We start from the raw sequence: 25,176 nt of genomic DNA, 5'->3' as shown, positions 1-25,176 counted from the left end.
GCGCTCATGCTCGCCTTCGACACCGGGCAGGAGCGCCACGAGGATGCGCTGCCCCTCATCGCGGGCACCCGCGGTGCGGGCACGTGGTCCTTCACCGGAACCGGGCCCGACGGCGCGGTCCAGGTCACGCGCGGCTGCGACATCTACGAGTTCCGCGGCGGCAGGATCGCGCGCAAGGACGCGTTCCGGAAGGTGTACAAGGCCGACGACGAGTAGCCCCGTCGACCGCGATGCACCTCTCGGGAGTCGCCGCGCGGCCGCCTACTCCAGCGCGGGCAGCACGACCGAGCGGATCGCCTCCGCGAAGCGGTCGTAGCCCGCGTCGTCGAAGTGCAGGCCGTCCCCGATGAAGAGCGACGGATCGATCGCGCCGTCGGAGGTGAGCAACGCCTCGGCCGTCGGCACGAACACCACGCGGTCGTCGGTGTCCGCGTACTCGCGGACGAGGTCGTTCGCGGCTCGGACCTCGTCGCGGACGGCCTCGCGCGCCGGCGTCTCGGCGATCTCGACGTAGAAGACCTCGGCGTCCGGCGCGACCTCCTCCAGCCGGCCGAGGTACTCGACGACGGCGTCGGCCGTCTCGGCACCGGTCCGGCCGTCGGCGTCGCCGCTGATGTCGTTCGCGCCGACGTAGACGAGGACCGCGCGCGGATCGAACGGCGCGATCATGCTGTCGAGGTGGGCCAGGTGATCGGCCACGGTGGTGCCGCCGATGCCGAGGTTGTAGGTCTCGAGGGGGCGCAGGTCCTCCTTCGAGGTCGTCCACCGGCCGAACGACGAGCTGCCCGTGAGCAGGATGCTGTGCTGCGGGTAGCCGTCCGGGAAGCGCTTCTGGATCGCGGCGACGCGCTCCTCCATGTCCACCGACGAGCGCGACGAGGACGATCCGTCCCTCGGAGCGGTGACGGCCACGACCACCCCCACGACCGCGGCGATCAGCAGGACGCCGAGCAGGACGAGGAGGACGGGACGTCGGCGCCCGTCGCCGGCCGGGGTCGTCGCGGGAGTCATACGACGATCATCGGACATCGGAGTCGGCGCGAGCTGCCTCCGCCCCCGTCGGGGGGCCCGCCACCGGAGCTCCCCCGCGGGGGAACGACTGTCACATCCCTGTAACGCACCGAGCCGCCGAACGACGCACAGCAGTTCCACAGCCGTGCGACACTTGCTCGGCACCGACGCCACTGTCATCGATGATCACGACGGACGAGGGACCATGGCACGCACGCGCATCACCTGGGTGGACACAGCGAAGGGGATCGCCATCATCCTGGTGGCCCTCGCGCACTCGGTGCAGTGGACGATCTCGGCCGGCATCGCCCCGCGGGCCTGGGACGACATCAACCTGCTGCTGATCGTCTTCCGCATGCCGCTGTTCTTCCTCGCCTCCGGCCTCTTCGCCGGCTCGGTGCTGAAGCGCTCGTGGCGCGAGCTCTGGCGCTCGCGCCTCAGCCTCCTCGTCTGGGCGTTCCTGCTGTGGACGCTCGTGCGCTTCCTCTTCTTCACCGTGGTCCCGAACCCCGGAGGGACCGACGAGACGAACCCGATCGACCTGCTGCTGTCGCCGCTCGTGCCGCACAACGGGCTCTGGTTCCTCTACGCCCTCACCATCTTCTTCGTGCTCGCGAAGCTGGCCGACGGACGCGTCGACTGGCGCGTGCAGGTGGGCATCGCGACCGCGATCGCCGTGGCCTGGTACGCGATCCGCTCCACGACGTCCGAGGGGACGGGCAACATCGCCTGGGACGGCATGTCCCGCTACCTGATGTTCTTCCTGATCGGCCTGCACCTGCGCACGGCGATCCTCGCGTTCGTCGAGCGCCGCGGGCTGCTGAGCGGGATCGGCTTCAGCCTGCTGTTCCTGGTGGCCGCGGCCGGCATCCTGATCGCCCGCGGACCGTTCCCGCTGCTCACCGTGGGCCTCGTGCTCGTGAGCGTGCTCGCGGTCCTCGCCGGCCTCGTCCTCGCGCGCTTCCTCTCGGGAGTGCGCGCCGCCGACTGGATCACGTACATCGGCCGCAACACCCTGCCGGTCTACGTGGTGCACGTGCTGTTCGTCTCGCTGACCACCAGCGTCCTGCTGCTGTTCGAGGGGCAGCGCTGGCTGGACGCCATCGGGCCGGCCGTGCCCCTGATCGTCTGCGGCGTCTCCGTCGCGGCGGCGCTCGGCTACTGGCGCCTCACCCGCGACCTCCCGGTGCTGAAGTACGGCTTCCAGGCGCCGCGCTGGTTCTCGGGCAGCCGCGAGAGCGTGGAGTCGCGCTCGGTCTGAGCGCAGCGCGTCAGGCCGAGACGCGTCGCCCCGCCGTGAGGCGCACCGCCAGCGTCGCCACGATCACCACCACCGCCGCGACCAGCGCCGCGATCCCGGCGGGAACCGAGATCAGCTCGCCGCCGAAGCGGCCGACCGCCACCCAGACGAGGCCCCAGCACAGCGACAGCATCGGAGCGATGCGACCGCGTCCCGCCACGGCGAGCGCCACTCCGACCACCGCGGCCACGGCCAGCACGACCACCGCCCAGACGTCCGCGCCCGGGCCGTCCGCACTGCCGATACCGGAGCCGACGAGCGCCGCCGTCACGTTGGCGACGGTCGCGACGCAGACCCAGCCGAGGTAGAGGCCGAAGGTGCCGTCGGTGACGACCGCGTCGACCTTCCCGGAGGTGCGCGTCGTGCGCAGCAGGACGAAGATCCGCGCGAGGACCGCGAGCAGCAGGACGATCACGACGACGCTGAGCACGAGCAGTCCGGCCTGCACGACCAGGATCCACGCGGCGTTCAGCAGGAGGCTCGCCGCAGCCCAGTAGCCGAGTCGGCGATGGCACGTCCGCGCGGCCTGCGACGGGAGGAACTGCCAGATCGCGTAGGCGATGAGGCCGGTGTAGATGACGCTCCAGATCGCGAAGGCCGGGCCGTCGGGAGCGACGGGCGTCGAGGAGGCGCTGAGCGCGCCGCCGGCGGCGTCCGCGATCTGCGTGCCCCCCGCGGCGCCGGAGCCGATGAAGGAGCCGACGAGGGCCAGGACGGCGCTGACGGCGACGACCGTCTGCCGGATCCGGTCGGCGCGGGTGGGGGTCTCTGCGGCGGACATGTCGCTCCTCGATCGATCAGCTGGCTGATCAATTACAGTAGCGCTCTTCTCCTCCCGCTGGGCTGGGGGCGTGCGGCCGGAGGGTTGTCAGTCCGCCAGGACCCACGGGAACGCCTTCGCGGGCGACCGCGCACCCTGCCGCGCCTTCGACCGGTTCGGCTCGCCGAGCTCCTCCAGCAGGCTCTCCGATTCCCGGACCAGCGCCGCGAACGCCGCGGTGTCGAGCCACTCCGGCCGCATCGCGAAGAGGAGGTCCTCGGAGGCGGTGTTTCCGCTCGCGCCCGGCGCGAAGGGGCAGCCGCCGAGCCCGCCGAGCGCTCCGTCGACGACCGAGGCGCCCGCCCCCACGGCGGCCAGCGCGTTGGCGACGCCCGAGCCCCAGGTGTCGTGCCCGTGGAACACGATCTCGCGGGGCGGGGTCTCGGCGGCGACCCGCGCGACCAGCGACGCGACCTGCCCCGGATGCGCCTGCCCGAGGGTGTCGCAGATCACGACGTCCTCGGCACCCTCGGCCCGCGGGTCGTTCGCGATCGCGAGGACGCGCTCCTCCGGCACCGTCCCCTCGAACGGGCAGGTGAAGGAGGTGGCGATGCAGAGCTGGATGCGCCCCCCGACGCCGTGCGCGAGCGCGACGGCGTCGGGCATGGCGTCCAGGCTCGCCTCGGTGGGGCGGCCGATGTTCGCCCGGTTGTGCGAGTCGGACGCCGAGAAGCAGTACTGGAAGTTCCGCGCCCCGGCCGCCGCGGCCTTCTCGATGTGCCGCGGAGTCGCGACCCAGACCCAGCTCCGCTCGAGCTCCTCGGGGGTCAGCGCCGCGATCACCTCGAGCGTGTTCGCCATCGGAGGCACCACGTCGCCGCGGGCCATCGAGCCGATCTCGAGCTCGGGCACCCCCGCGGCGAGGAGCGCGCGGGCGAGGCTCACCTTGCGCTCGGTCGACAGCATCCGGCCCGTGAGCTGGAGTCCGTCGCGCAGGGTCACGTCGCGCAGTCGCGCGGTCATCGGGCGTCCGCCTCGGCGGCGCGGGTGGTCGGGGTTCCGCCCTGGAGCATCGCCAGGACCTCCTCGGTGTCGTGCCCCAGCTCGGGGGCGAGTGTGCGGATCGGGAGCGACCGGCCGCCGAGCACGGGGACGACGCCGGGGAAGCCGACGTCCTCGATCGTGCCGGCGCCGGTCTCGACGTCGAACTTCTGGATCATGTCGCGCGCGGCGTACTGCTCGCTCGCGCTGATGTCGGCCGCGGTGTAGATGGGGCCGGAGGGGACACCGCTCTCGTCGAGGATGGCGAGGGCCTCCGTGGAGGTGCGGGTGGCCGTCCACGCGCCGATCGCGGCGTCGAGCTCGTCGCGGCGCCGCCAGCGCAGGTCGTTCGAGGCCAGCCCCTCGTCGGCGGCGAGGTCCTCGCGCCCGATGATCTCCATGAGGCGCTGGAAGATGGCGTCGCCGTTGCCGGCGATCACGATGCTCGACCCGTCGGAGCAGATGTACGCGTTGGTGGGCGCGATGCCCTCCATCCGCCCGCCGACCCGCTCGCGGACGATGCCGTGGGCCTGGTAGTCGGGGATGAGCGACTCCATCATCGAGAACATCGCCTCGTTCAGGGCGACGTCGATCACCCGCTCCTCGAGCGGCGCCGGGCCCAGGCCCGCCGCCCGCCGGGTCTCGCGCTGGAAGAGCGCCATCATCACTCCGTACCCCGCGTAGAGGCCCGCGATGGAGTCGCCGATCGAGACGCGACGCGCACGGGCGGCCGGTCGGGATCGCCGACGAGCTCGCGGAACCCGCCCATCGCCTCCGCGACCGCGGCGAATCCGGGGCGCTCCGAGAGCGGGCCGGTCTGCCCGAAGGCCGAGATCCGGCCGATCACGAGCTCGGGGTTCGCCTCGTTCAGCACGTCGGGCCCGATCCCCCAGCGCTCGAGGGTGCCGGGGCGGAAGTTCTCGAGCACCACGTCGCACTCGGCGGCCAGCCGGCGGACGGCGTCGCGTCCCTCCTCGGTGCGCAGATCGAGGGTGATCGACTTCTTGTTGCGGTTGATGGTGTGGAACAGCATCGACGTCGTCGAGCCGGCGTGCAGGCGCCACTTCCGCAGCTCGTCGCCGGTGCCCGGCCGCTCGACCTTGATCACCTCGGCGCCGAAGTCGGCCAGCAGTCGGCCCGCGGTCGGCGCGGCGATGAAGTTGCCCAGCTCGAGCACGCGGAGCCCGTCGAGCGGAGCGATGCGGGGTGCGGTGGTCATGGACTGCCTTCCGGTCGGATCCGACGACGGCATCGGGGGCGCGGGCGGCGCCCTGCGCACCCCTGCGTCGTGCTCCCGTCGAGTCTGCCCGGTGGAGCGCCTCCGCGCCGCACGGGAACCCCCTGCCCGCTGTCGGAAGCCGGACGTACACTGACGAGACACCATGCGCAGACACAGCTCTACCCCGCGTCCGGAGTGGCGCGCCCGCCTCGACGAGGTCGGTTTCAGCTTCTACGACCTGCCGTCCGAGGGCGGCCGGCCCTACTGGAACGAGCTCGCGGCCTACAGCTTCGCCCCGGCCGAGATCGACCTGCTCGAGGGCGTGACGAAGGAGCTGTTCGACCTCTGCATGGAGGCGTGCGAGAAGGTCGTGCGCGAGGGGCGCTTCGCCGAGTTCGGCATCCCGGAGCGGTTCCACGAGCTGGTCCGCACCTCCTGGGACGAGGACGACCCCACCGTCTACGGCCGCTTCGACCTCGCCTACGACGACCGCGGCGCGGTGAAGCTGCTCGAGTTCAACGCCGACACCCCCACCTCGCTCGTCGAGACCGCCGCCGCCCAGTGGCAGTGGCTGATCGACGTGCACGGGCCGGACGCCGACCAGTTCAACAGCCTGCACGAGCAGCTCGTCGAGCAGTGGCGCCACCTCCGGCTCGAGCGCTGGACGCTCGACGAGGGAGCGCGCCTGCACCTCGCGTCGCTCCGCGACTCCGGCGACGGCGAGCTGATCGTGGAGGACGCCGACACCGTGGCCTACATGGCCGAGACGGCGGCGCAGGCGGGCTTCGACCCCAAGCTGATCTTCGTCGAGGACATCCGCTACGAGCTCGACGGCGCGGGCTTCGTCGACGCCGACGGTGAGCCCATCCGCCGCATCTTCAAGCTCTACCCGTGGGAGTGGATGCTCGGCGAGCAGTTCGGCGGGCTCCTGCTCGACCGGCGCGAGCGCACGCGCTGGGTCGAGCCCGCGTGGAAGCTCCTGCTCAGCAACAAGCAGCTGCTCGTCGTGCTCTGGGAGATGTTCCGCGGGCACCCGAACCTGCTCCCCGCCTCCGCCGAGCCGCTCGTCGGCACCGCCCAGGTGCGCAAGCCCCGCCTCGGCCGGGAGGGCGCGAACGTCACGGTCCTCGACGCCGACGGCTCGGTCGTCGCCGAGAACGGCGGCGTCTACGGCGACGAGGGCTTCATCCACCAGGCGCGCGCCGAGCTCGCCCGGATCGACGGCAAGACCGTCGTGATCGGCAGCTGGATCGTCGGCGAGACCCCGGCGGGGATCGACGTGCGCGAGACGACCGGCCTCATCACGGGCGATCTCGCCGAGTTCGTGCCCCACTACATCGAGGGCGGGCGGAGTGAGCCCGCCTTCGGCAGTCCCGAGCCGACCCGCCCCCACGACGCCCGCGACGACCGCCCGCAGGACGAGGAGACCCGATGACCGACCCCGAGAACCGTCCCCGCGACGCCGGCACCGAGAACGTCGGCGGCGGCGTCCGCACCGACCGCCGCCGCTCCGCCGACGTGGGCATCAGCGGCATCGCCTCCAAGCGCCGCGGCCTCATCATCGGCGGAGTCGTCGCGGTCGGGGCGATCGGCCTGGCGGTCGCGCTGAGCGCGGGCGATCCGTCGTCCGACGGCGTCGTGACCACCGGAGCCGACGGCGAGGACTACGTGATCCCCGAGAACGCCGAGCGCCCGGTCTACGCGAGCCGCGAGGACTGCCTGGCCGACGTCCGCGAGCAGATCGCGAAGCTGCAGGCCGAGGGCGAGACCGTGGCCGACGATCCGGAGCAGCTCTGCGAGGCGACCGACGAGTACCGCGGCCACTACGCCGGCGGCTTCTGGCTCGGCCCCCTCATCTTCGCGTCGTCGCGGTGGAACTCGACCCGCGCGACCAGCTGGGCGCCCGTCACGAGCGGCGGATTCGCGGCGCGCGGAGCGACGCAGCCCGACGTCGTGCAGAAGGCGCCGGCCGGAGCGACCGTCGGCTCCAAGCAGACCCTCTCGGGCGGCTTCGGCAGCACGGGCAAGTCGGGCTTCGGCTCGAGCGTCGGCGGCTGAGCGAGGGGCTCCCGCGTCGGGAGCCCCTCGTCGTCGTCAGGCCGCCGTGCCCGCGGCGACCTCCTCGAGCACCGTCGCTCCGTCGTGGTGCGGGGTGCTCGAGCGGACGAAGACCAGGGCGAGCACCGCGGCGACCGCCGCGACCACCGCGGCGGCGAGGAACGCGGTGTGCAGCCCGCCCAGGAACGCGTCGGCGGCCGCGGCCGCGACGTCCGGTGCGGCGCCGGCGGGGACGAGCCCCTGCGCGACGCCCTCGCGCGCAGACTCCGAGAGACCGAGCCCGCTCGTGCCCGCACTCGCCGCCGCCGCGACGACCGCGGCGAAGACGGAGGTGCCGAGCGCGCCGCCGAGCTGCAGCGACGTGGCCTGGAGCCCCCCCGCCACGCCCGCCAGGCGGACGGGTGCGCTGCCGACGATCGCGTCGCTCCGGAGGTCATGACCAGGCCGACGCCGAGGGCGAGCAGCACGAACGGCACGGCCATCGCGAGGTAGGCCGAGTCGGTCGTGAGGAACGTCAGTCCGAGCATCGACACGGCGATCAGGCCGAGCCCCGTCGTCATCGTGGGCCGGATGCCCCACTTCGCGACCAGCATCGCCCCCAGCGGCGACGCGATGATCGACACCCCGCTGAGCGGCAGGAGCATCACGCCGGCCTGCACGCCCGAGACGCCGCGCAGGTTGAGCAGGAACAGCGACAGGAAGAACGTCGCCCCGAACAGGGCGAAGAAGTTGACGGCGATGGCGACGGCCCCGACCGAGAGCGTCGGGTTCCGGAACAGCGACATCGGCACCAGGGGCGTCCCGACGCGGTTCTCGACCACGACGAAGGCAGCGAGCAGCACCAGCCCGAGCGCGATCGCGCCGAGCGTCAGCGGGCTCGTCCAGCCCCACGACTCCGACTGGACGACGCCCAGCACGAGGCCGAAGAGGCCGAGGGCGAGCAGCGCCACGCCGGCGACGTCGAAGCGCCCGCGGGTCGGAGCGGTCGACTCCGCCAGCACGCTGCAGCCGAGGAGCAGGCCGACGACGGCGATCGGGGCGTTGATGAAGAAGACCGACTCCCAGCCGAAGAGCGCGACGAGCGCTCCTCCGACGATCGGACCCGCCGCGATGGCGACCGAGGAGACGCCGCCCCAGATGCCCACGGCCATGCCGAACTTCTCCTTCGGGAAGGTCGAGCGCAGCAGGGCGAGCGTCTGCGGCATGAGCAGCGCGGCGCTCAGGCCCTGGAGGGCGCGGAAGGCGATGACCCCCTCCGCCGACCCGACCAGGCCGATGGCGACCGAGGTGACGGCGAAGGCGGCGACGCCGATCAGGTACATGCGGCGGCGGCCGAAGCGGTCGCCGAGCGTGCCGCCCAGGATGAGGAACACCGCGAGGCCGAGCAGGTACGCGTTGGTGATCCACTGCAGCTCGGCGAACGAGGTGCCGAGCGAGGCGGCGATGGCGGGGTTGGCGATCGAGACGACGGTGCCGTCGAGTCCGACCATGAAGAGGCCGAACGAGACGGCGGCGAGGGTGACGCCGGGGCGGCCCCGACGAGGAGTGCGGCGCGCGGTTTCGGGCGCGCGGGAGGACGTGGGCACGGGTGTTCCTGACTGGAGAGGGTGACGGGGATGCGGGAGCGGGGCTCCTGCTATCCGGGTCCGGCCGTCGGCCCCTTCGTCCGTCGTCCCGTCGCGGCCGGCGCGAGTACCGGCAGCACCCAGGCCGCGAGCAGCGCCTCGAGCTCGGCCGGAGTCGCCGCAGTGCCCGTGGCGACGGCGCGGTCGACCGTCAGCGCGATCAGCGCCCGCGCGGCCAGCGCGGTGTCGGCATGGGCGTCGATCACTCCGGCGTCGCGCAGCTCGTCGAGGGCGGCGGCGGTGCCGCGGTGCAGCGGGATCACGAGCTCCTCGTGGACCGTCGCGCGGATGCCGGGGTCGTCGACCGCCGCGGTGGTCAGGGCGCTGACGAGGCGGCCGAGCCGGCCGACGGTCATCGACCGCAGGCTCTCGAGGACGGCGCGGAGGGCCTCGGCCGGCTCGGCCCCGACCTCGGCCGGGATCGTCTCGACCTCGACCAGCGCGGCGGCAGCGCGCACCAGCTCGGTCTTCGTCGCCCAGCGGCGGTAGATGGTCGCCTTGGACGCGTGCGCCCGCGTCGCGATCATGTCGACGGTCAGGCGGGCGAAGCCGACCTCGGCCAGCACGTCCAGCGTCGCCTCGAGCACCGCGTCCGCACGGCGGAGCGAGTAGGCGGACACGGGAGGCTGCACGAACAGAACTGTACCATACAGTTCTGCTTTAGAGCCGGGCTGGGGAGCGGCGGCGCCGGCCGGCTCGCGCCGTCCCGACCGCGACGCTCCCCTATCGTTGCCGCAGACGGATCGACGAGGACGGAGGCGGGATGTCCGAGAGACCAGCACGGGCGGCGACCATCTACGACGTCGCCCGGATGGCGGGGGTCTCGCACCAGACCGTCTCGCGATTCCTCACCGGCACGGGCGGCATCCGCCCCGCGAACCGCGTCCGGGTCGAGGAGGCCCTGCGCGCGCTGAACTACCGGACGAACACCACCGCACGCTCCCTCGCCACCCGGCGCACCCACCGCCTCGGCGCCCTGGTGCACGAGCTCGCCGGAACCGCTCCCGGCAAGACGATGCAGGGAGCGAGCGAGGCCGCCCGCCGCGTCGGCTACTCCCTCGACATCATCAGCGTCGACTCGTCCGACCCCGCCGAGCTCCGCGACGCGCTCGACGCCCTCGGCAGTCGGGACCTCGAGGGGATCCTCGCCACGGCTCCCACGGACGAGGTGGGCGAGGCCCTGCGCACGCTCGATCTGCCGATCCCCGTGCACATCGACCGCGGCGGCCCGCGCGCGAGCGGCGCCTCCGCCGTCGGCACCCGGCTCGCCGTGTCCCACCTGCTCGAGCTCGGGCACCGCCGCATCGCCCACCTCGCCGGTCCCGAGCGGTGGATCTCGGCGCAGGACCGCGCCCGCGCCTACGAGGAGTCGATGGCCGACGCCGGTCTGCCCGCCCTGCCGCTGGTGCACGGCGACTGGTCGTCCCGATCCGGCTACTCGGCGCGCCCGCGCTCGTTGCCGATCCCGGCGTCACGGCGGTCGTCGCAGCGAACGACCGGATGGCCCTCGGGCTCCTGCTCCGGCTGCACGAGACCGGGCGGCGGATCCCGGAGGACATCAGCGTCGTCGGCTTCGACGACATCGCCGAGGCCGAGTTCTTCCATCCGCCCCTCACCACGATCCGGCAGGACTTCGAGGGCATGGGACGCGCGGCGGTCCTCTCGCTGATCGCGATGGTCGAGGAGTCGGCCCCGACCGAGACCGTGGAGTACCCCGCACCCCGGCTCGTCGTGCGCGCGTCGACGGCCCCGTCCGCCTGACGCGATCCCTTGCGCAGGGTCCGCCGGCGCCGGCCGATCGAATCGTGAGCGGTAACGAAGCACCTCTTGCGGCGGACGACGGGCCGCCCTACTGTGATGCTGTCGCACACTTCGTTACCGGTAACGAACCCCGGGACGGCGACCCGATCACCCTCTGCAGAGCCGCAGAGGATCGACGTCAGGATGAAGACTCCGATGAGAACGAAGATGTTCCCCAGGTCCCTCGCGGCAGTGACCGCCCTCACCGCCGCCGCCCTCCTCGCCGGCTGCTCCGGCGCGACCGACTCGGCCGCCGAGAGCGACGCCGCCGACGGCCCCGTCACCCTCGAGTACTGGTCGTGGGCGCCCAACATCGAGAAGATCGTCGACGTCTGGAACCAGGCCAACCCCGACACGCAGGTGAAGGTCAACACCTCCACCGGCGGCGCCGAGATCGTCGCGAAGCTCAGCGCCGCGAAGCAGGCCGGCACCCTGCCCGACCTCTCGAACACCACCTACGAGAACCTGCCGAACCTGATCACGAGCGAGATCGCCTCCGACGTCACGTCGATCATGGGCGACCGCGAGGACGAGACCGCCGGACCTGCCTGGGACCTCACGACCTTCGACGGAGTGAACTACGCCGTCCCGCAGGGCACCGCGCCGATGTTCCTCTACTACCGCACCGACATCTTCGAGGCGAACGGCCTCACCGCCCCCACCACCTGGGACGAGTACGCCGCCACCGCCCGGGCGCTGCGCGCCGCCGATCCGACGAAGTACATCGCGACGTTCCCCGCGAACGACGCTCAGCTGTTCGCCGGTCTCAGCCAGCAGGCCGGCGCCGAGTGGTGGAGCCAGGAGGACGGCACCTGGACCGTCGCCATCGACGACCCCGCCTCGCAGAAGGTCGCCGAGTACTGGCAGGGTCTCGTCGAGGACGGCAGCCTCGCGACCTTCAAGACCTTCACGCCGGAATGGCAGGCCGCCCTCGCCGACGGCACCCTGGCCAGCTGGCTCGGCGCGGTCTGGACCCCTCCGCTGCTGCAGAACAACGCGCCCGACACGATCGGGAAATGGGCCGCAGTGCCGATCCCGCAGTGGACCCCGTCGGACCCGGCCTCGGGCGTCCTGGGCGGCAGTGGGACGATCGTGACCACCGGCTCCGACCACCCGGAGCAGGCTCGCGAGTTCGCGCTCTGGCTCAACACCTCGACCGAGGCCCTGGAGGCGTACATCGAGTACGCCAGCATCTGGCCGGCCTCCCTCGCCGGTCGGGAGCTGCCCGAGCTGCAGCAGGCCCCGGCCCTGCTCCCCGAGCAGACTGACTTCTACGCGACCGCCGACGAGATCGACCGGATGACCGCGTCGGTGACCTGGGGCCCCAACGTCTCGGTCGCCTACGACGCCTTCACCAACGCCTTCAGCGCCGCGGTCAACGAGAAGGGCGACTTCACGGAGGCTCTCTCGAGCGTCCAGGAGGCGACCGTCGCCGACCTCGAGAAGTCCGGCTACGACGTCGCGGAGTAGCGCCCCGGGGCCCCGCGCGCCGCGGGGCCCCGTCCGTCCGTCTCGAACAGTGAGGTTCCCATGACGACCACGACCGCGCCCTCCCCCGGGCGCCCCTCGACCCTCGCCCCGCGAGCCGCACCCTGGCTCTTCGTGGCTCCCGCTGTGCTCCTGGCCGTCGGGCTCCTCGCCCTCCCGCTGCTCTACACGGTCTGGCTCAGCTTCCGCGGCAGCACGGTCAGCGGCAGCGGCCTCGGGGTCAAGCGCGAGACGTTCGTCGGCTTCGACAACTACGCGCGCACCCTGTCGGACCCCGCCCTGTGGGCCGGATTCGGCCGGATGCTGACCTACGCGCTGCTCTCGGTGCCGGTCACGATGATCCTCGCGCTGGTGTTCGCGCTCCTGCTCGACAACCTCTCGACCCGCTTCGGCCGCTTCTCGCGGATCGCGATCTTCGTGCCGTACGCGGTGCCGGGCGTGATCGCCGCGCTGATGTGGGGCTTCCTCTACCTGCCGGGAGTCAGCCCCTTCGTCGACGCGGCGAGCGCCCTCGGACTCCCCGCGCCGGTCTTCCTGGGCCCCGACTCCGTCTTCCTCTCGGTCGCGAACATCGCGATCTGGGGCTCCGTCGGCTTCAACATGGTGATCCTCTACACCTCGCTGCGGGGCCTCCCGCCCGAGATCTACGACGCCGCCCGCATCGACGGCTGCTCGGAGTGGCAGCTCGCCCTGCGCATCAAGCTGCCGCTGATCGTCCCGGGCGTCATCATGACCGGCCTGTTCTCGATCATCGGCGCGCTGCAGGTGTTCTCGGAGCCGAACACGCTCGTGACGCTCACCACGGTGATCGGCTCGGACTGGGTGCCGATGATGCTGATCTACCGCGACGCCTTCGTCACGAACGACCTGTTCTCGGCGTCCGCGACCTCGGTCGTGGTCACCCTCCTCACCCTCATCGCCTCGCTCGGCCTGCTGCGGTTCCTGCAGACGCGCGCCTTCGGAGAAGACTGATCATGACCGACACCCTCACGAAGCTGCCTCCCGTCGTCGAGGATCCGCGGCAGGCCGCGCAGTCGGTCCGCTCGCGCCGCCGCGGGCCGACCGTCACCCGGCCGCGCGCCGCGTTCTGGCCCACCGCCGTCCTGCTGATCGGAGCCGGCTACTGCCTCCTCCCCGTCGTCTGGCTCTTCACCGCCGCGACGAAGCGCTCGGGCGAGCTGTTCACGACCTTCTCGCTCGCGCCGAGCTTCACCGGCGGGTTCCAGGAGAACTTCGCCCTGCTGCTCGGAGTCGGCGACGGCGCGTTCTGGTCGTGGTGCCTGAACAGCCTGATCTTCGCCGGAGGCGGCGGGCTGCTCGGCACCGTCGTCTCGGCCCTCGCCGGCTACGGCCTCGCGAAGTACTCGTTCCGCGGCAAGAAGCTGGTCTTCGACTTCCTGCTGATCGGCGTCCTCATCCCCGGGGTGATCCTCGCGATCCCGCAGTACCTGCTGCTCTCCTCGATCGGGATCGCCGGGACGTACTGGTCGGTGCTGCTGCCCTGCATGATCAGCCCGTTCAGCATCTACCTGTGCCGGATCTACGCCACCGCGGTCGTGCCCACCGAGATGCTCGAGGCGGGCCGGATCGACGGCGCGAGCGAGTGGCGCATCTTCTCGCGGATCGCCGTGTACCCGATGGTGCCGGGCCTGATCACCGTGTTCCTGCTGCACTTCGTCGGCATCTGGAACAACTTCCTGCTGCCGTTCATCATGCTCTCGCGCACCGAGACCTTCCCTCTGACGGTGGGCTTCTACTCGCTGATGAACCAGGGGAACGACCAGCCCAACACCTACAACGTCGTGATCATGGGCTGCCTGATCTCGACGATCCCCCTCATCGCGCTCTTCCTGTTCCTGCAGCGCTACTGGCGCCTGGACCTGGTGAGCGGCTCGCTCAAGGGCTGACGCCCCTCCGCACCGACCCTTCGACAGACAAGGACCGACATGACCAGCACCGACACCCCGACGACCACGACGACCGCCGGAGCGACCCTGCCCGATGGAGGCTGGCCCGTGATGCTCACCCCGTTCCGTCCCGACCGCTCCCTCGACTTCGAGCAGGTCGACGCCCTGACCGACTGGCTGATCGACAACGGCGCCGCCGGCATCTTCACCGTCGCGCTCTCGAGCGAGATGTACGACCTGACCGAGGAGGAGCGGCTCGCCCTCGCGCGCCGCGTGGTCGACCGCGCGGCCGGCCGGGTGCCCGTGGTCGCCTCCTCCGTCTCCTCCGGGACGCCCGACGAGCAGGCGGCGTCGGCGGCGGCGATGGCCGCGACCGGGGTCGACGCGGTCGTCCTCATCTCCTCCCTGGTCGGCGGGCTCACCACCACCGAGGAGGAGTGGCGCGCCACGGTGCAGCACATCCTCGACGCCGTCCCCGAGGCGCGGTTCGGCATCTACGAGTGCCCGGTGCCCTTCAAGCGGCTGCCCTCGACCGAGAACGTGGCCTGGATGGCCGGCACCGGGCGCTTCGTCTTCTACAAGGACACCTCGCACTCGCTCGCGACCATGGAGGAGCGGCTGAGGGCGATCGTCGGCACGCCGATGAAGCTCTACAACGCGCAGATCTCCTCGCTGACCGAGTCCCTCCGCCTCGGCGCGGCGGGACTCAGCGGCTACGCCGCCAACATCTACCCCGAGCACGTGGCGTGGCTCTGCGAGCACTACGACGACCAGCCTTCGGAGGAGGCCGTCGCCGTGCAGCGCCTCCTGACGGTGGCCGAGCACACGATCAACTCGCGCTACCCCACCTCGGCCAAGTACTACCTCCGCCACAGCTCTCGGCTCATGATCGAACCGATCAGCCGCTGGAAGCCGGAGGGGATCGGACCGCACGAGGGTCAGCCGCTGCTCGACCTCGCCGCCTACATCCACGACCTCGCCCTGCCCGCGTCGGCGCGGGTGGACGGCGCGCGCTAGGTGCTCGTCGGGGCCTACCCGTCGGCGCCGGAGCGGGCCCGGCCCGACGCGGCGGCCTTCGACGCGTTCCACGAGCGGATCGCGCTCGTCACCGGGTGCTCCGGGTTCGAGATCCCGTTCGGCAGCGCCTTCGTCCCGGAGGAGGCGGCGATGCTGCGGCTGCTGGCGCGCTCGGGGAGGCACGTGCTCACCCTGCTCCCGGCGGTCCTCGAGCGCGGCATCGGCCTGGCGAGCGCGGACGAGGGGCGGAGGGGCGCAGCCGTCGCGCTGACCCGCCGGGCGCTGGTGAGCGCCGCGGCGCTGAACGACCGCGAGGGGCGGCTCGTGATCGACTCCGTGCTGGTCCACTCCGCGCCCGCCGGCACTCGCGACCCGTCCGCCGCTCGAGCGGCCTTCGCCCGCAGCCTCGGCGAGGTGGCCCGGAAGGACCGCGACGGGGTGCGGATCGTCGTCGAGCACTGCGACTCCCTCGAAGGCCCCGACCCGGTGAAGGGCTTCCTCGATCTCGGCACCGAGCTCGAGGAGGCCGCCCGCCACGGCCTCGGCATCGCGATCAACTGGGGCCGCTCCTGGCTCGAGACCCGCCGCCTCGACGGACCGCTCGAGCACGCGCGACGAGCTCGGGACGCCGGGACGCTCGTCGCCCTCGGGGTGTCCGGAGCGTCTGACGTCGCCACGCGACTGGGCCCGGCGTTCAGCGACGCGCACCTCCCCGTCCGCACCGCCCGCGCGGCGCGAGAGGGCTTCGGCGCGAGCCTGCTGGATCCCGTGGTCCTCGCGGAGTTCCTGGCGGTCGCTCCGGAGGCGCTCGTCCTCACGAAGGTCGCGGGCGGGGAGCAGCTGCTCGCCGACTCCGCGGCCGCCGCCCGCGAGGCGGTGCCGGCGCGAGTGGACTGACCCGGCCGGCTCAGCCGCGCGCTGCGCGCAGCGCCTCGAGCGACTGCTGCACCGCGCGGCGGACGTCGCGGTCGGGGTCGCGCAGCATCGCGGTCAGCGTCTGCTCCACGCTGGCCGCGAACTCGCCCTTCTCGTCGCGTCCGGAGCCGATGCCCGCGATCGCGACGGCGACCAGCGCCCGCGCCCCGGCGCTCCGCACGCGGGCGTGCTCGTCGGTGGTCAGGCGCGACAGCTTCTTCTGGCCGCCCAGGATCCGCTCGGCGCAGACGCGCGCGCACATCTCGCGGACCCGCCACGACGCGTTCGCGAGACCCGCGACGACGGCGTCGGCCGCCTGGTCGTCCCACACGTAGAGCAGGGCGCGGGCGCCCCAGAGCTCCGGCCAGTACAGCGACGGCGCGCCCTTCAGCACGCCGTCGGCGTGCTCGCCGCCGACGGTGAGGAGGAACGACTCGCCCTCGTAGCCGCCCGTCAGCAGCGCGGCGGAGCGCAGCGCCACGGTCTGCTCGCCCTGGCGGGCGACCTGGGCGCGCAGGCGCTCCTCGAGGGGGTCGGTCAGGGTGACGGGGTACTCGCTGTCGGATGCCATGTGGCTCCCCAGCGTAGTCGCGCGGGTCGGATCCGGCCCGTCCCGCTAGCGCGGCCGCCGCGTCAGGACGAGGTGCACCACTCCGGACGGCGAGGGCGTCGCCTCGACCGAGTAGCGCTCCTCCAGGCCCTCGAGTCCGTCCCAGAGGCGCTCGCCCCGGCCGAGCACGATCGGCACGACCACCATGTGCAGGTGGTCGATCAGATCCGCCTCGAGGAACTGCCGCACGGTCGCGACGCCGCCGCCGATCCGCACGTCGCTGCCGCCGGCCAGCTCCCGCGCCTTCGCGAGGGCGGCCGCCGGATCGGCGTCGACGAAGTGGAAGCTCGTGCCGCCCGCCATCTCGAGGGTCGGACGCGGGTGGTGGGTCAGGACGACGACCGGCGTGCGGAAGACCGGATCCTCGCCCCACCAGCCGCGCCACTGCTCGTCCTCCCACGGTCCGCGCTGGGGCCCGAACTTGTTCCGGCCCATGATCTCGGCGCCGATGCCCTCACCCCAGGCGCTCGCGAACGCGTCGTCCACGCCGCGCGAGCCCGGCCCGTCGCCGGGCAGCCCCATATCGCGGAAGGTGCGGGTGCCCATCGCCCAGCCCATCAGCCGGTGGCCGGCGTGGCCGAAGGGGGCCTCGAGCGTCTGGCCCTCCCCCGCGCCGAAGCCGTCGAGCGAGATCGAGAAGTTGTGCACGCGGACGAGGGACACGGGAGCCTCCGGAGGTCGGGTTCGCCGCTCAGAGTAGGGGCGTCGTGTGCCGGAGGGAAGGGGCTCCGAGTCGAGGATCCCCGGCGAGCAGCGCTCTCGACGCGCTCACACCAGTGCAGTCCATCGCATCGACCCGGCGTCACACCGCGACCGGGTACAGGACGCAACTCGATCGGGTAGCGGCTCATCCCCAGCCGAGGTCGGCCGTCGCCTGCGTCCAGGGGACGTTCTCGCCTTCGTCGGTCAGCGCCTCATCGAAAGCTCTGACGTCCTCGAGCTCCTCCAGCGCGCCACGCATCCGCTCGTACTGCTCCGGGCTGATCACTACCGCCTCGGCTCGCCCGTGCCGCACGAGAATGACAGCCTCGTTGCGGGACCGCTCGAGGACTTCGGAGAAGCGTGCGCGTGCTTCGGAGACGAGAAGAGTGGACATCCCCGCATTGTGCGTCATCGGGCAGATTCGGTGGACGATGCGCCTCCGTCACACCGCGTTCCGCCGCACCCGCGCCACCACCAGCACCGGGATCAGCAGCAGCGCCAGCAGGCCCCCGCCCAGGCTCAGCACCGCGAAGTCCGAGCTCGCGACGACCGCTCCGGAGGCGGCTCCCGCGCCCGCCCCGGACAGGGCGACCAGCACGTCCAGCGACCCCTGCACGCGGGCCCGGTCCGCCGGCGAGGTGCCCTCGACGACGAGGGCGGTGCCCGAGATCAAGCCGAGGTTCCAGCCCAGCCCGAGCAGCGCGAGCGCGGTGATCAGCAGCGCGAGGGAGTCGCCCGGCGCGAGGGCGGCGATCGCTCCGGCTCCGAGGAGCACGATCCCCGAGGCGCCCGCCACGGCCTTGGGACCGACGCGGTCGACCAGCGGACCCGTGAGGAGCGACGGCAGGTACATCGCTCCGATGTGGATCCCGATGACCAGCCCCACGTCGCCGAGGTCGTGATCGTGGGCGAGCATGTGCACCGGGGTCATCGTCATGATCGCGACCATGGCGATCTGCGTGAGCACCATCACCGTCGCCCCCACGGGCGCCGCCCCTCGCCGCACCGGTGCCGCCGCGACGGGCGCCGCCGTCGCGCCGAGGCGGCGGGCGAGCAGGAGCGGGTCGGGCCGCAGGAGCAGGAGGAGGGCGCGCCGCCGAGAGGTAGGCCGCCGCCGCGAGCAGGAACGGCCCCGCGAGCGCCGGCAGCCCGAGGCCGATCGCGACGACGCCGAGGGGCTCGACGACGGCCGGGGCGGCGACCGCTCCGAGCGTCGTCGAGACCAGCGCGGTGCTGATGGCGCGGCCGCGGTGCGAGGGCAGGGCGAGGTCGGTCGCGGCGTAGCGGGCCTGGAGGTTGGTGGCGCTGCCCGCGCCGTAGACGACGAGCGAGGCGAACAGCAGGGCGGCGCTGCCGGTGGCCGCCGCGACGACCACGCCGACCGCGCCGAGCCCGCCCGCGGCGAAGCCGAGGCCGAGTGCGAGCCGGCGGCCGCGGCGCTGCGCCGTGCGCCCGACGAGGAACGCGGCGAGCGCCGATCCGAGCGTGAGGAGCGCCGTCGACAGGCCCGCGAGCCCCTCGCCGCCGAAGAGGTCCTGCGCGAGCAGCGCGCCGACGGTCGCCCCCGCCGCCAGGCCCGCCCCGCCGAGCACCTGCCCGACCACGACGACGACGAGCGTGCAGCGCTGGACGCGGGCACGCTCCGAGAGGTCCTGCATCACTCCGCACCCCTCCCGTGTCGTGCTCAGGCTACGCGCGCAGTCCCGCCACCAGCTCGCCCACCGCGTCGAGCCGCCGCCGCGACAGCAGCCCCAGGTGGTAGAGGTACAGGTCGTCGAGATCGCGCAGCCGGTCCGCCCAGCCGGGCACCGCCTCCGGATCCACGGGCGGGAGCACGGGCAGGTAGCCGCCGACGCGGACACCGGGCGCCACCGCCGGACGGACCCCGCCGTCGAGCGCGAGATCGGTCACCGGGAGCACGACGCCGTCGCGCCCGGCGTGTCCAGGAGCGCCGCGAACGGCCCGGTCGCCCAGGGGTCCGCCTGCGCGTGGAAGAGCAGTCGCCGCGCGCCCGCCGCCCGGGCCGCGGCCGTCACCTCGGCGGTGAGCTGTCGGCGGGAGTGGTCGCGCACCTCCAGCAGCAGCGTCGCCGCCTCCCCCAGCGCGTCCTCGACACGGGCCGCCCCGGTGCCGGCGGCGGCGAGCGCTCTCGCGGCGAGCGCCTCCGGATCGCCCCCGCGCGAGCGGAGGGACGCTCCGCACGCCGTGCAGAAGCACAGCGAGAGCAGGTCCTCGTCGACCCGGGTCCAGTCGGCGCCCGCGGTCTTCTCGTGGTGGCCGAGGTGCCCGAGCCCCAGCGGCCCGCACGCCTCGATCATGAGGGTGTCGACGCCGCCGAGCAGCACCGTCTCGGTCACGACCGACACCGCGTAGGCGCGCACGTCCTCGTGGGTCGGGCAGAGCGCGTACGGGTAGACGTCGCCGGCGGCGCTCCGCACGCAGAGCTCGGGATGCGCGGCGCCGAGGGCCGACGAGTGCGTCAGCACCACCCACGCCTCGACGTCGAGTCCTGCGCGGCGGGCCGTCGCGGCGGCGCGCTCGAACGCGTCCTCGCCCGCCCACGGCGCGGCCGAGCGGGGCACGAGCCGCCCCCACGCCTCCGGGCGCACCGGCAGGTAGAAGGCCGCGGTCGCCGCGTCGACGACGCGGTGGCGGGGGTGCAGCGGAGTCGCGGCGCGGACGGAGTGGTAGGCGGCCGCGATCGCGACGCCCGAAGCCCCCGCGGCGAGCGCCCGGTCGGCGGCGGCCGGGTCGTCGGCGAGGTCCCACGAGTAGGCGCAGAAGCGGGTGCGCGGACTCATCGCACGCCCGAGCGCTGCAGGGTCGTCGCGAGCTCGTCGGCGATGTCGCGCACCGTCTCGGCGACGTGCGCGATCTCGTCGTCGCCCGCGCGGTCGAGCGGGATCGAGACGCTGATCGCGTCCGTCGCGGGGATCCGGTACCGCACAGGGACTCCGATGCAGCAGACGCCCGGGGTGTTCTCCTCGCGCTCCACGGCGTAGCGGCGGGCGTGCACCTCGTCGAGCTGCGTCTCGAGCGCCGCGCGGTCGGTGATCGTGTGCGGAGTCAGCGCCACGAGCTCGCCCTGCCCGAGGGCCTCGGCCCGCTCGACGCTCGTGCGCTCGCTGAGCAGCGCCTTGCCGAGCGCAGTGGCGTGGGCGGGCAGGAACCGGCCGACGCGGGACGTCCGGCGACGCGACTCCTGGGCCTCGCGGGTGGCGAGGTAGAGCACGTCGGAGCCGGTGAGCCGGGCGTAGTGCGCGGTGTAGCCGACCTGCGTGCGGACCCGCTCGAGGGCGGCGACCGCCCAGGGCAGAGCGGGGTCGTGGTCGAGGTAGGAGGTGCCGACGATGAGGGCGCGGGAGCCGATCGCCGCGTGCGCGCCGTCGGCCGTCATCGCGATCCAGTCGCTCGCGGCCATGGTGTGCAGCAGCTGGTGGAGGCTCGAGCGCGGATAGCCGGTGAGCCGGTGCAGCTCGGTGATCGCGAGGGGCCCCGGGTGCGCGGCGAGCACCTCGAGCAGGCGGAGCGTGCGCTCCGACGACTTCACCGCGCGGACGGCGGCCGCCCCCGCCTCGTCGCGATCGCTCACCAGACTCCTCCCAGCGGATGCTCGTCATCCGCGAACGCGCCGCCGATCAGTCCGTGGGACACGGGCGGCTCCCCCTGCGCCGACGCCTCGATCTCCGGGGCGAAGCGCTCGGCGTCGTCCTCGGGACGGTACCCGATCGCGAGGCCCGCTTCGAGCGGGAACCAGCCGCGGGTGTTGGCCGAGACCGCCCAGACCACGTGGAAGCCGCGCTGCCGGGTCGTCGCCGTCGCCTCGATCAGCCGCACGAAGTCGGCGAAGGAGAGCCAGGTCGAGAGCGAGCGCCGCCCGCTGGGCCGCTCCTCGATCGTGCCGATCCGCGCGGCGACCACCGTCGTGCCGAAGCGGTCGGCGTAGACGCTGCCGAGCGCCTCCATCGCGGCCTTCGACACTCCGTAGAACGTGTCGGGGCGCGGCTGCATCGCCTCGACCGGGGTGCCGACAGGGTGGAAGCCGACGGCGTGGGTCGAGCTCGCGAGCACGACCCGCGCGACTCCCGCGAGGCGCGTCCGCTCGAGCAGGAGCTGCGTGCCGCCGATGTTGACCTCGGCGATGTCGGACCACGGCCGCTCGCGGGAGAACCCGCCGAGGTGGACGACGAGGTCGACGCCGTCGAGGGCCGCGTCGAGGACCGCGGCGTCGGTGATGCTGCCCCGCACCGCGGTCTCGGTCGGAGCGAGAGGCCCGGGCACGGGAGCGATGTCGAGCAGCACGACGCGGTGGCCGCGGGCGGCGAGCAGCGGCCGGATTCCCGTGGCGGCGGCACCCGCGGCGCCGGTGAGGAGGATGCGGTTCGGCAAGCGCCAGACTCCCTGGTCTCGATCGGGGAGCGGTGTCCGCTCCGCATTGACAGCGTCGTCGATGTGTACATACGCTACCACTCGCATTCACAAGGATGTGAACGGTTTGCATATGCGAATGGAGATTCGATGAAGAACACCATGCGAACGCGGCGGCTCGTCGGGGCGGTCCTCGCGGCCGGCCTGGTCGCCTCCGTGGCCGGCTGCTCGAGCGAGCCCGCCGACGACGCCGCAGAGGGCGAGCAGAGCCTCGAGGTCTGGACCCGCAGCGCAGCCGAGGCCGCCGCCTCCTACCAGATGGTGTTCGACGCCTTCACCGAGAAGACGGGCGTCGAGATCGACTACCAGCCCGTCGTCGAGTTCGACACCCAGCTGCAGGCCCGCGCCTCGCAGAAGGACCTCCCCGACGTGCTGATCAACGACGCGTCCTCGCTCGGCACCTACGTGGCGCAGGGCCTGATCCTCCCGATCGAGCGCGACTCGATCGAGGGCCAGGGCGACATCGCCGACGAGACCTGGGAGCAGAACGTGGGCCTGGACGGCGCGACCTACGGAGTGCCGTGGTCGCGTCAGGCCAACGTCACGATCATCCGGAAGGACTGGCGCGAGAAGCTGGGCCTGGAGATCCCCACCACGTGGGACGAGCTCTCGGCGCTCGCGAACGCCTTCGCGACGCAGGACCCCGACGGCAACGGACAGGCCGACACCTACGGCATGGTCGTCCCCGGCAGCGCCAAGAACGGCTACATCGCCCGCTGGGGCAACTCCTACCTCTGGCAGGCCGGCGCCGACATCCTCGAGGAGGACGGCGAGGGCACCTACGCCTCCGTCATCGACTCCCCCGAGGCCGAGGAGGCGATGACCTTCATCCGCGACCAGTTCTGCACCCCCGGGAACATCGTCCCCGGCTCGGTGAACCTGACCACCGCCGAGACCCCGTTCTTCGCGCAGGGCACCGCCGGCATCTACCTCACCGGCCCCTACAACATCAGCTCGTTCGACGCCGCGGTGGGCGCCGAGAACGTCGAGGTGATCCCGATGCCGTCCGGACCCGAGGGCAGCACCACCTTCGCCGAGGGCGAGAACATCTACTTCGGCGCCAGCTCCGAGAAGGCGGACCTGCAGAAGCAGCTGGCCGAGTTCCTGATCACGCCCGAGGCGCAGGAGATCGCGATGAAGATCGAGACGAACGCGGCCGGAGTCACCTCCCAGCCGGTCGTCCGCCTCCCCGTCAACGACCAGGTCGACGTCGCCGCGGTGACCGGCGACGACCGGTGGAGCATCGTGGCCGAGGACTACGCGAACGACTCCAAGACGTTCCCGTGGAACATCGACTTCACCGCGTTCCGCCAGATCCTCGCCGACAACATGAACGCGATGGTCGCGGACTGCGACAGCGACATCCCCGCTGGCCTCGCCACCATCGACGAGCAGTTCCAGGCGCAGCTCGAGGCCCAGGACCTCGTGAAGTGACAGCCCCCCTCGTCACCGGCGCGGTCGCAGGACCGCCCGCTCGGGAGCCTCAGCGCTCCCGGGCCGGGCGGCCCGCGGCCCGCCGCCGCCCCTGGACCGCCCGGTGGCTGATCCCCTGGGCGTTCCTGGCGCCGGGCCTGCTGCTGGGCCTGGTGTTCAAGTTCTATCCGATGATCGAGGGCTTCCGGATGAGCACCGTCAAGGTGCAGCCGTTCCTCGGCGACGTCTTCGTCGGCGCCGACAACTACGTCCGCGTGCTCTCGGACAGCCGCTTCCGCGACGCGCTGGGCCACACCGTGGTGCTCGGCCTCGTGCAGACACTCGGGGCCCTCGTCTTCGGCGCGGTGCTCGCCCTCCTGCTCGAGGGCCAGGCCCGCCGCCTGTGGTTCGTCCGCACCGCCGTCTTCCTCCCGGTCGTCACGGCCCTCGCGGTCGTCGGCGAGATCTGGCGCATCCTCTACTTCCCGACCGAGTCGGGCTTCCTCAACCAGGCCCTGGGGCTCCTCGGAGTCCCGCCGCAGCAGTTCCTCAGCGATCCGTCCACGGCGCTGGGCTACATCGCGGTCGTCGGGATCTGGACCGGCGCCCCCTACAACATGGTCATCATCCTGGCGGGGCTCACCGGCATCGACCGCACCCTCTACGAGTCCGCCGCCCTCGACGGGGTGAGCGTGCGCCAGCGCCTGCGCTTCATCGTGCTGCCGGCGCTGCGTCCCGCCGTCTCGGTGGTCCTCACCCTCGCGGCCATCCGGAGCCTGCGCACCTTCACCGAGGTGTACGTGCTCACCGGCGGCGGCCCGGCCGGCAGCACCGAGGTCTGGATGACCCGGGTCTACTCGCTCGGCTTCCAGGCGAACGACCTCGGCGTCGCCTCGGCCGCCTCCGTCCTCCTCCTCGTCGCCACCCTCGTGCTCACCGTCGTGGTCCGCACCCTCTCGAACCGGAAGGCGTCCGCATGACCGCCCTCTCGCCGCGCCGCGCACGCAGCACCGCGCAGAACACGCAGTTCGACAGCGCGATCGGCTGGCGCCCCGGCTTCTCCGTCTCGAACGTCGTCCGCTTCGCGCTCTGCGCGCTGATCGTCGTGATCTTCGCCGTGCCGTTCGTCACGATCCTGTCGGGCGCCTTCGACTCCAACGCCGACTCCACGAGCCTCAGCCTGTTCCCGGCCGCGCCCTCGCTCGAGCCGTTCCGCGTCGCGACCGAGAAGGGCGTGTGGGGCTACTTCCTCAACTCGCTCGTCATCGTCGGCGGCGGGCTGGTGCTGCAGATCGCCGTGTCGATCCTCGCCGCGTACGCGCTGGCCCGGCACCGCTTCCGCGGTCAGTCGTTCGTGCTGCTGCTGTTCCTGCTCACGATGATGCTGCCGGAGGAGGTCATCGCCGTGCCGCTCTCGCAGGTCATCGGCGACGTGCCGCTGCTGGGCATCAGCCTCCGCGGCACTCCGTTCGGCGTGATCCTCCCGGTCGCCGTCTGGGGCTTCTCGATCCTGCTCATGACCGAGTTCATGAAGGAGATCCCCGACGAGATCGAGGAGGCCGCCCGCCTGGACGGCATCGGCGAGCTCCGGATGCTGTGGCAGATCATCCTGCCGCTGTGCACGCCGGTGCTCGGCGTCGTGACGATCTTCGGCTTCATGATGATCTGGGACCAGTACCTGCTCCCGCTCATCGCCGCCGACTCCCCGGACGACTACACGCTCACCGTGGCCCTGAGCATCCTGCGCGTCGATGCGCAGGTCGGCACGGGCGTCCTCCTGGTCGGCGCGCTCCTCGCACTCCTCCCCAGCCTGGTCATCTACCTGCTCATGCAGAAGTCGCTGATCCGTGGCATCACCTCCGGCGCAACGAAGGGCTAGTCC

The 25,176-nt window shown here is 72.5% G+C and carries 25 protein-coding genes and 3 pseudogenes; 13 read left to right on the top strand and 15 right to left on the bottom strand.

The features are described from left to right. Positions 1-6 precede the first annotated feature (6 nt). Complete coding sequence (locus tag B0T42_RS21045) at positions 7-216, top strand: nuclear transport factor 2-like protein (protein ID WP_236720128.1); 210 nt, start codon at positions 7-9, stop codon at positions 214-216. A gap of 45 nt (positions 217-261) precedes the next feature. On the opposite strand, the gene B0T42_RS05020 is transcribed toward B0T42_RS21045, so the two are convergent. Beyond that, entirely contained in the window at positions 262-1,011 is a 750-nt protein-coding gene (locus B0T42_RS05020) for a GDSL-type esterase/lipase family protein (protein ID WP_158078043.1), read from the bottom strand. Positions 1,012-1,216: 205 nt separating this feature from the next. Here B0T42_RS05020 and B0T42_RS05015 point away from each other — a divergent pair, with 205 nt between their 5' ends. Further along, complete coding sequence (locus B0T42_RS05015) at positions 1,217-2,272, top strand: acyltransferase family protein (protein ID WP_158078042.1); 1,056 nt, start codon at positions 1,217-1,219, stop codon at positions 2,270-2,272. Positions 2,273-2,282: 10 nt separating this feature from the next. Here B0T42_RS05015 and B0T42_RS05010 read toward each other — a convergent pair whose 3' ends face one another. The 3 genes and pseudogenes from B0T42_RS05010 to B0T42_RS05000 all read right to left on the bottom strand — a co-directional run bounded on the left by B0T42_RS05010 (position 2,283) and on the right by B0T42_RS05000 (position 5,331). Next, positions 2,283-3,092: a tryptophan-rich sensory protein gene (locus B0T42_RS05010; protein WP_077222187.1), complete on the bottom strand. Its 810-nt coding sequence runs from the start codon at positions 3,090-3,092 to the stop codon at positions 2,283-2,285. 87 nt (positions 3,093-3,179) lie between these two features. Then, complete coding sequence (locus tag B0T42_RS05005) at positions 3,180-4,094, bottom strand: beta/alpha barrel domain-containing protein (RefSeq protein ID WP_077222186.1); 915 nt, start codon at positions 4,092-4,094, stop codon at positions 3,180-3,182. Continuing rightward, a pseudogene (locus B0T42_RS05000) lies at positions 4,091-5,331 on the bottom strand (CaiB/BaiF CoA transferase family protein). Before B0T42_RS05000 ends, B0T42_RS05005 begins: the two are co-directional and overlap by 4 nt. Before the next feature lie 163 nt (positions 5,332-5,494). On the opposite strand from B0T42_RS05000, the gene B0T42_RS04995 reads away from it, so the two are divergent. Continuing rightward, on the top strand, positions 5,495-6,766 hold the full coding sequence (locus tag B0T42_RS04995) for a glutathionylspermidine synthase family protein (protein WP_077222185.1): 1,272 nt from the start codon (positions 5,495-5,497) through the stop codon (positions 6,764-6,766). Positions 6,767-7,154: 388 nt separating this feature from the next. Here B0T42_RS04995 and B0T42_RS04985 read toward each other — a convergent pair whose 3' ends face one another. After that, complete coding sequence (locus B0T42_RS04985; RefSeq protein WP_201788482.1) at positions 7,155-8,975, bottom strand: MFS transporter; 1,821 nt, start codon at positions 8,973-8,975, stop codon at positions 7,155-7,157. A 50-nt stretch (positions 8,976-9,025) separates the two neighbouring features. Next, the gene (locus B0T42_RS19915) at positions 9,026-9,646 is read right to left on the bottom strand and encodes a TetR/AcrR family transcriptional regulator (RefSeq protein ID WP_236720127.1); all 621 of its coding nucleotides are present in this window, start codon (positions 9,644-9,646) and stop codon (positions 9,026-9,028) included. Positions 9,647-9,777: 131 nt separating this feature from the next. Between B0T42_RS19915 and B0T42_RS21885 the strand changes: the two are divergent. The 7 genes and pseudogenes from B0T42_RS21885 to B0T42_RS04950 all read left to right on the top strand — a co-directional run. Further along, a pseudogene (locus B0T42_RS21885) lies at positions 9,778-10,395 on the top strand (LacI family DNA-binding transcriptional regulator); the annotation flags it as partial. Next, positions 10,344-10,775: a substrate-binding domain-containing protein gene (locus B0T42_RS21880; RefSeq protein WP_269087497.1), complete on the top strand. Its 432-nt coding sequence runs from the start codon at positions 10,344-10,346 to the stop codon at positions 10,773-10,775. The pseudogene B0T42_RS21885 and the gene B0T42_RS21880, both read left to right, overlap by 52 nt. A gap of 207 nt (positions 10,776-10,982) precedes the next feature. Continuing rightward, a complete protein-coding gene (locus tag B0T42_RS04970) occupies positions 10,983-12,284 on the top strand; it encodes an ABC transporter substrate-binding protein (protein ID WP_158078041.1) in 1,302 nt (433 codons plus the stop codon). A 60-nt stretch (positions 12,285-12,344) separates the two neighbouring features. Further along, positions 12,345-13,274, top strand: coding sequence for a carbohydrate ABC transporter permease (locus B0T42_RS04965; RefSeq protein ID WP_077222180.1), 930 nt, complete (start codon positions 12,345-12,347; stop codon positions 13,272-13,274). Positions 13,275-13,276: 2 nt separating this feature from the next. After that, on the top strand, positions 13,277-14,209 hold the full coding sequence (locus tag B0T42_RS04960; protein WP_077222179.1) for a carbohydrate ABC transporter permease: 933 nt from the start codon (positions 13,277-13,279) through the stop codon (positions 14,207-14,209). 39 nt (positions 14,210-14,248) lie between these two features. Further along, entirely contained in the window at positions 14,249-15,226 is a 978-nt protein-coding gene (locus B0T42_RS04955; protein WP_077222178.1) for a dihydrodipicolinate synthase family protein, read from the top strand. After that, positions 15,227-16,123, top strand: coding sequence for a DUF4862 family protein (locus tag B0T42_RS04950; RefSeq protein WP_077222177.1), 897 nt, complete (start codon positions 15,227-15,229; stop codon positions 16,121-16,123). 10 nt (positions 16,124-16,133) lie between these two features. Here B0T42_RS04950 and B0T42_RS04945 read toward each other — a convergent pair whose 3' ends face one another. The 9 genes and pseudogenes from B0T42_RS04945 to B0T42_RS04915 form a co-directional block, all read right to left on the bottom strand. Continuing rightward, complete coding sequence (locus B0T42_RS04945; RefSeq protein ID WP_236720126.1) at positions 16,134-16,712, bottom strand: HEAT repeat domain-containing protein; 579 nt, start codon at positions 16,710-16,712, stop codon at positions 16,134-16,136. Between the two features lie 45 nt (positions 16,713-16,757). Then, on the bottom strand, positions 16,758-17,414 hold the full coding sequence (locus tag B0T42_RS04940) for a dihydrofolate reductase family protein (protein WP_077222176.1): 657 nt from the start codon (positions 17,412-17,414) through the stop codon (positions 16,758-16,760). Positions 17,415-17,598: 184 nt separating this feature from the next. Then, a complete protein-coding gene (locus B0T42_RS04935) occupies positions 17,599-17,847 on the bottom strand; it encodes a type II toxin-antitoxin system Phd/YefM family antitoxin (RefSeq protein ID WP_077222200.1) in 249 nt (82 codons plus the stop codon). Positions 17,848-17,895: 48 nt separating this feature from the next. Next, the gene (locus B0T42_RS21040) at positions 17,896-18,438 is read right to left on the bottom strand and encodes an MFS transporter (protein WP_236720125.1); all 543 of its coding nucleotides are present in this window, start codon (positions 18,436-18,438) and stop codon (positions 17,896-17,898) included. A 118-nt stretch (positions 18,439-18,556) separates the two neighbouring features. Next, positions 18,557-19,111 (bottom strand): annotated as a pseudogene (locus tag B0T42_RS22240) (MFS transporter); the annotation flags it as partial. Between the two features lie 31 nt (positions 19,112-19,142). Next, positions 19,143-19,364 carry a hypothetical protein gene (locus tag B0T42_RS21035; protein WP_236720124.1) on the bottom strand — a complete coding sequence of 74 codons (222 nt, stop codon included), beginning with the start codon at positions 19,362-19,364 and terminating at the stop codon, positions 19,143-19,145. Continuing rightward, a complete protein-coding gene (locus B0T42_RS04925) occupies positions 19,361-20,254 on the bottom strand; it encodes a hypothetical protein (protein ID WP_236720123.1) in 894 nt (297 codons plus the stop codon). The genes B0T42_RS21035 and B0T42_RS04925 overlap by 4 nt, the downstream gene beginning before the upstream one ends. Next, entirely contained in the window at positions 20,251-21,045 is a 795-nt protein-coding gene (locus B0T42_RS04920) for an IclR family transcriptional regulator (RefSeq protein ID WP_173892300.1), read from the bottom strand. The genes B0T42_RS04925 and B0T42_RS04920 overlap by 4 nt, the downstream gene beginning before the upstream one ends. After that, positions 21,042-21,842: an NAD-dependent epimerase/dehydratase family protein gene (locus B0T42_RS04915; protein WP_236720122.1), complete on the bottom strand. Its 801-nt coding sequence runs from the start codon at positions 21,840-21,842 to the stop codon at positions 21,042-21,044. The genes B0T42_RS04920 and B0T42_RS04915 overlap by 4 nt, the downstream gene beginning before the upstream one ends. Before the next feature lie 129 nt (positions 21,843-21,971). Between B0T42_RS04915 and B0T42_RS04910 the strand changes: the two genes are divergently transcribed. The 3 genes from B0T42_RS04910 to B0T42_RS04900 are packed head-to-tail and all read left to right on the top strand — an operon-like array spanning position 21,972 to position 25,173. Next, positions 21,972-23,315 (top strand): sugar ABC transporter substrate-binding protein, encoded by a 1,344-nt coding sequence (locus tag B0T42_RS04910; RefSeq protein WP_077222173.1) that lies wholly within the window; start codon positions 21,972-21,974, stop codon positions 23,313-23,315. Next, a complete protein-coding gene (locus B0T42_RS04905) occupies positions 23,312-24,274 on the top strand; it encodes a carbohydrate ABC transporter permease (protein ID WP_077222172.1) in 963 nt (320 codons plus the stop codon). Before B0T42_RS04910 ends, B0T42_RS04905 begins: the two co-directional genes overlap by 4 nt. After that, positions 24,271-25,173, top strand: a complete 903-nt coding sequence (locus B0T42_RS04900; RefSeq protein ID WP_077222171.1) for a carbohydrate ABC transporter permease — start codon at positions 24,271-24,273, stop codon at positions 25,171-25,173. The genes B0T42_RS04905 and B0T42_RS04900 overlap by 4 nt, the downstream gene beginning before the upstream one ends. Positions 25,174-25,176 lie beyond the last annotated feature (3 nt).

It is taken from the genome of Rathayibacter rhapontici (assembly GCF_001995175.1).
Lineage (GTDB): Bacteria > Actinomycetota > Actinomycetes > Actinomycetales > Microbacteriaceae > Rathayibacter.
Note: the sequence above shows the minus strand (reverse complement) of the source record. Positions and strands in the feature narration are given on the sequence as shown.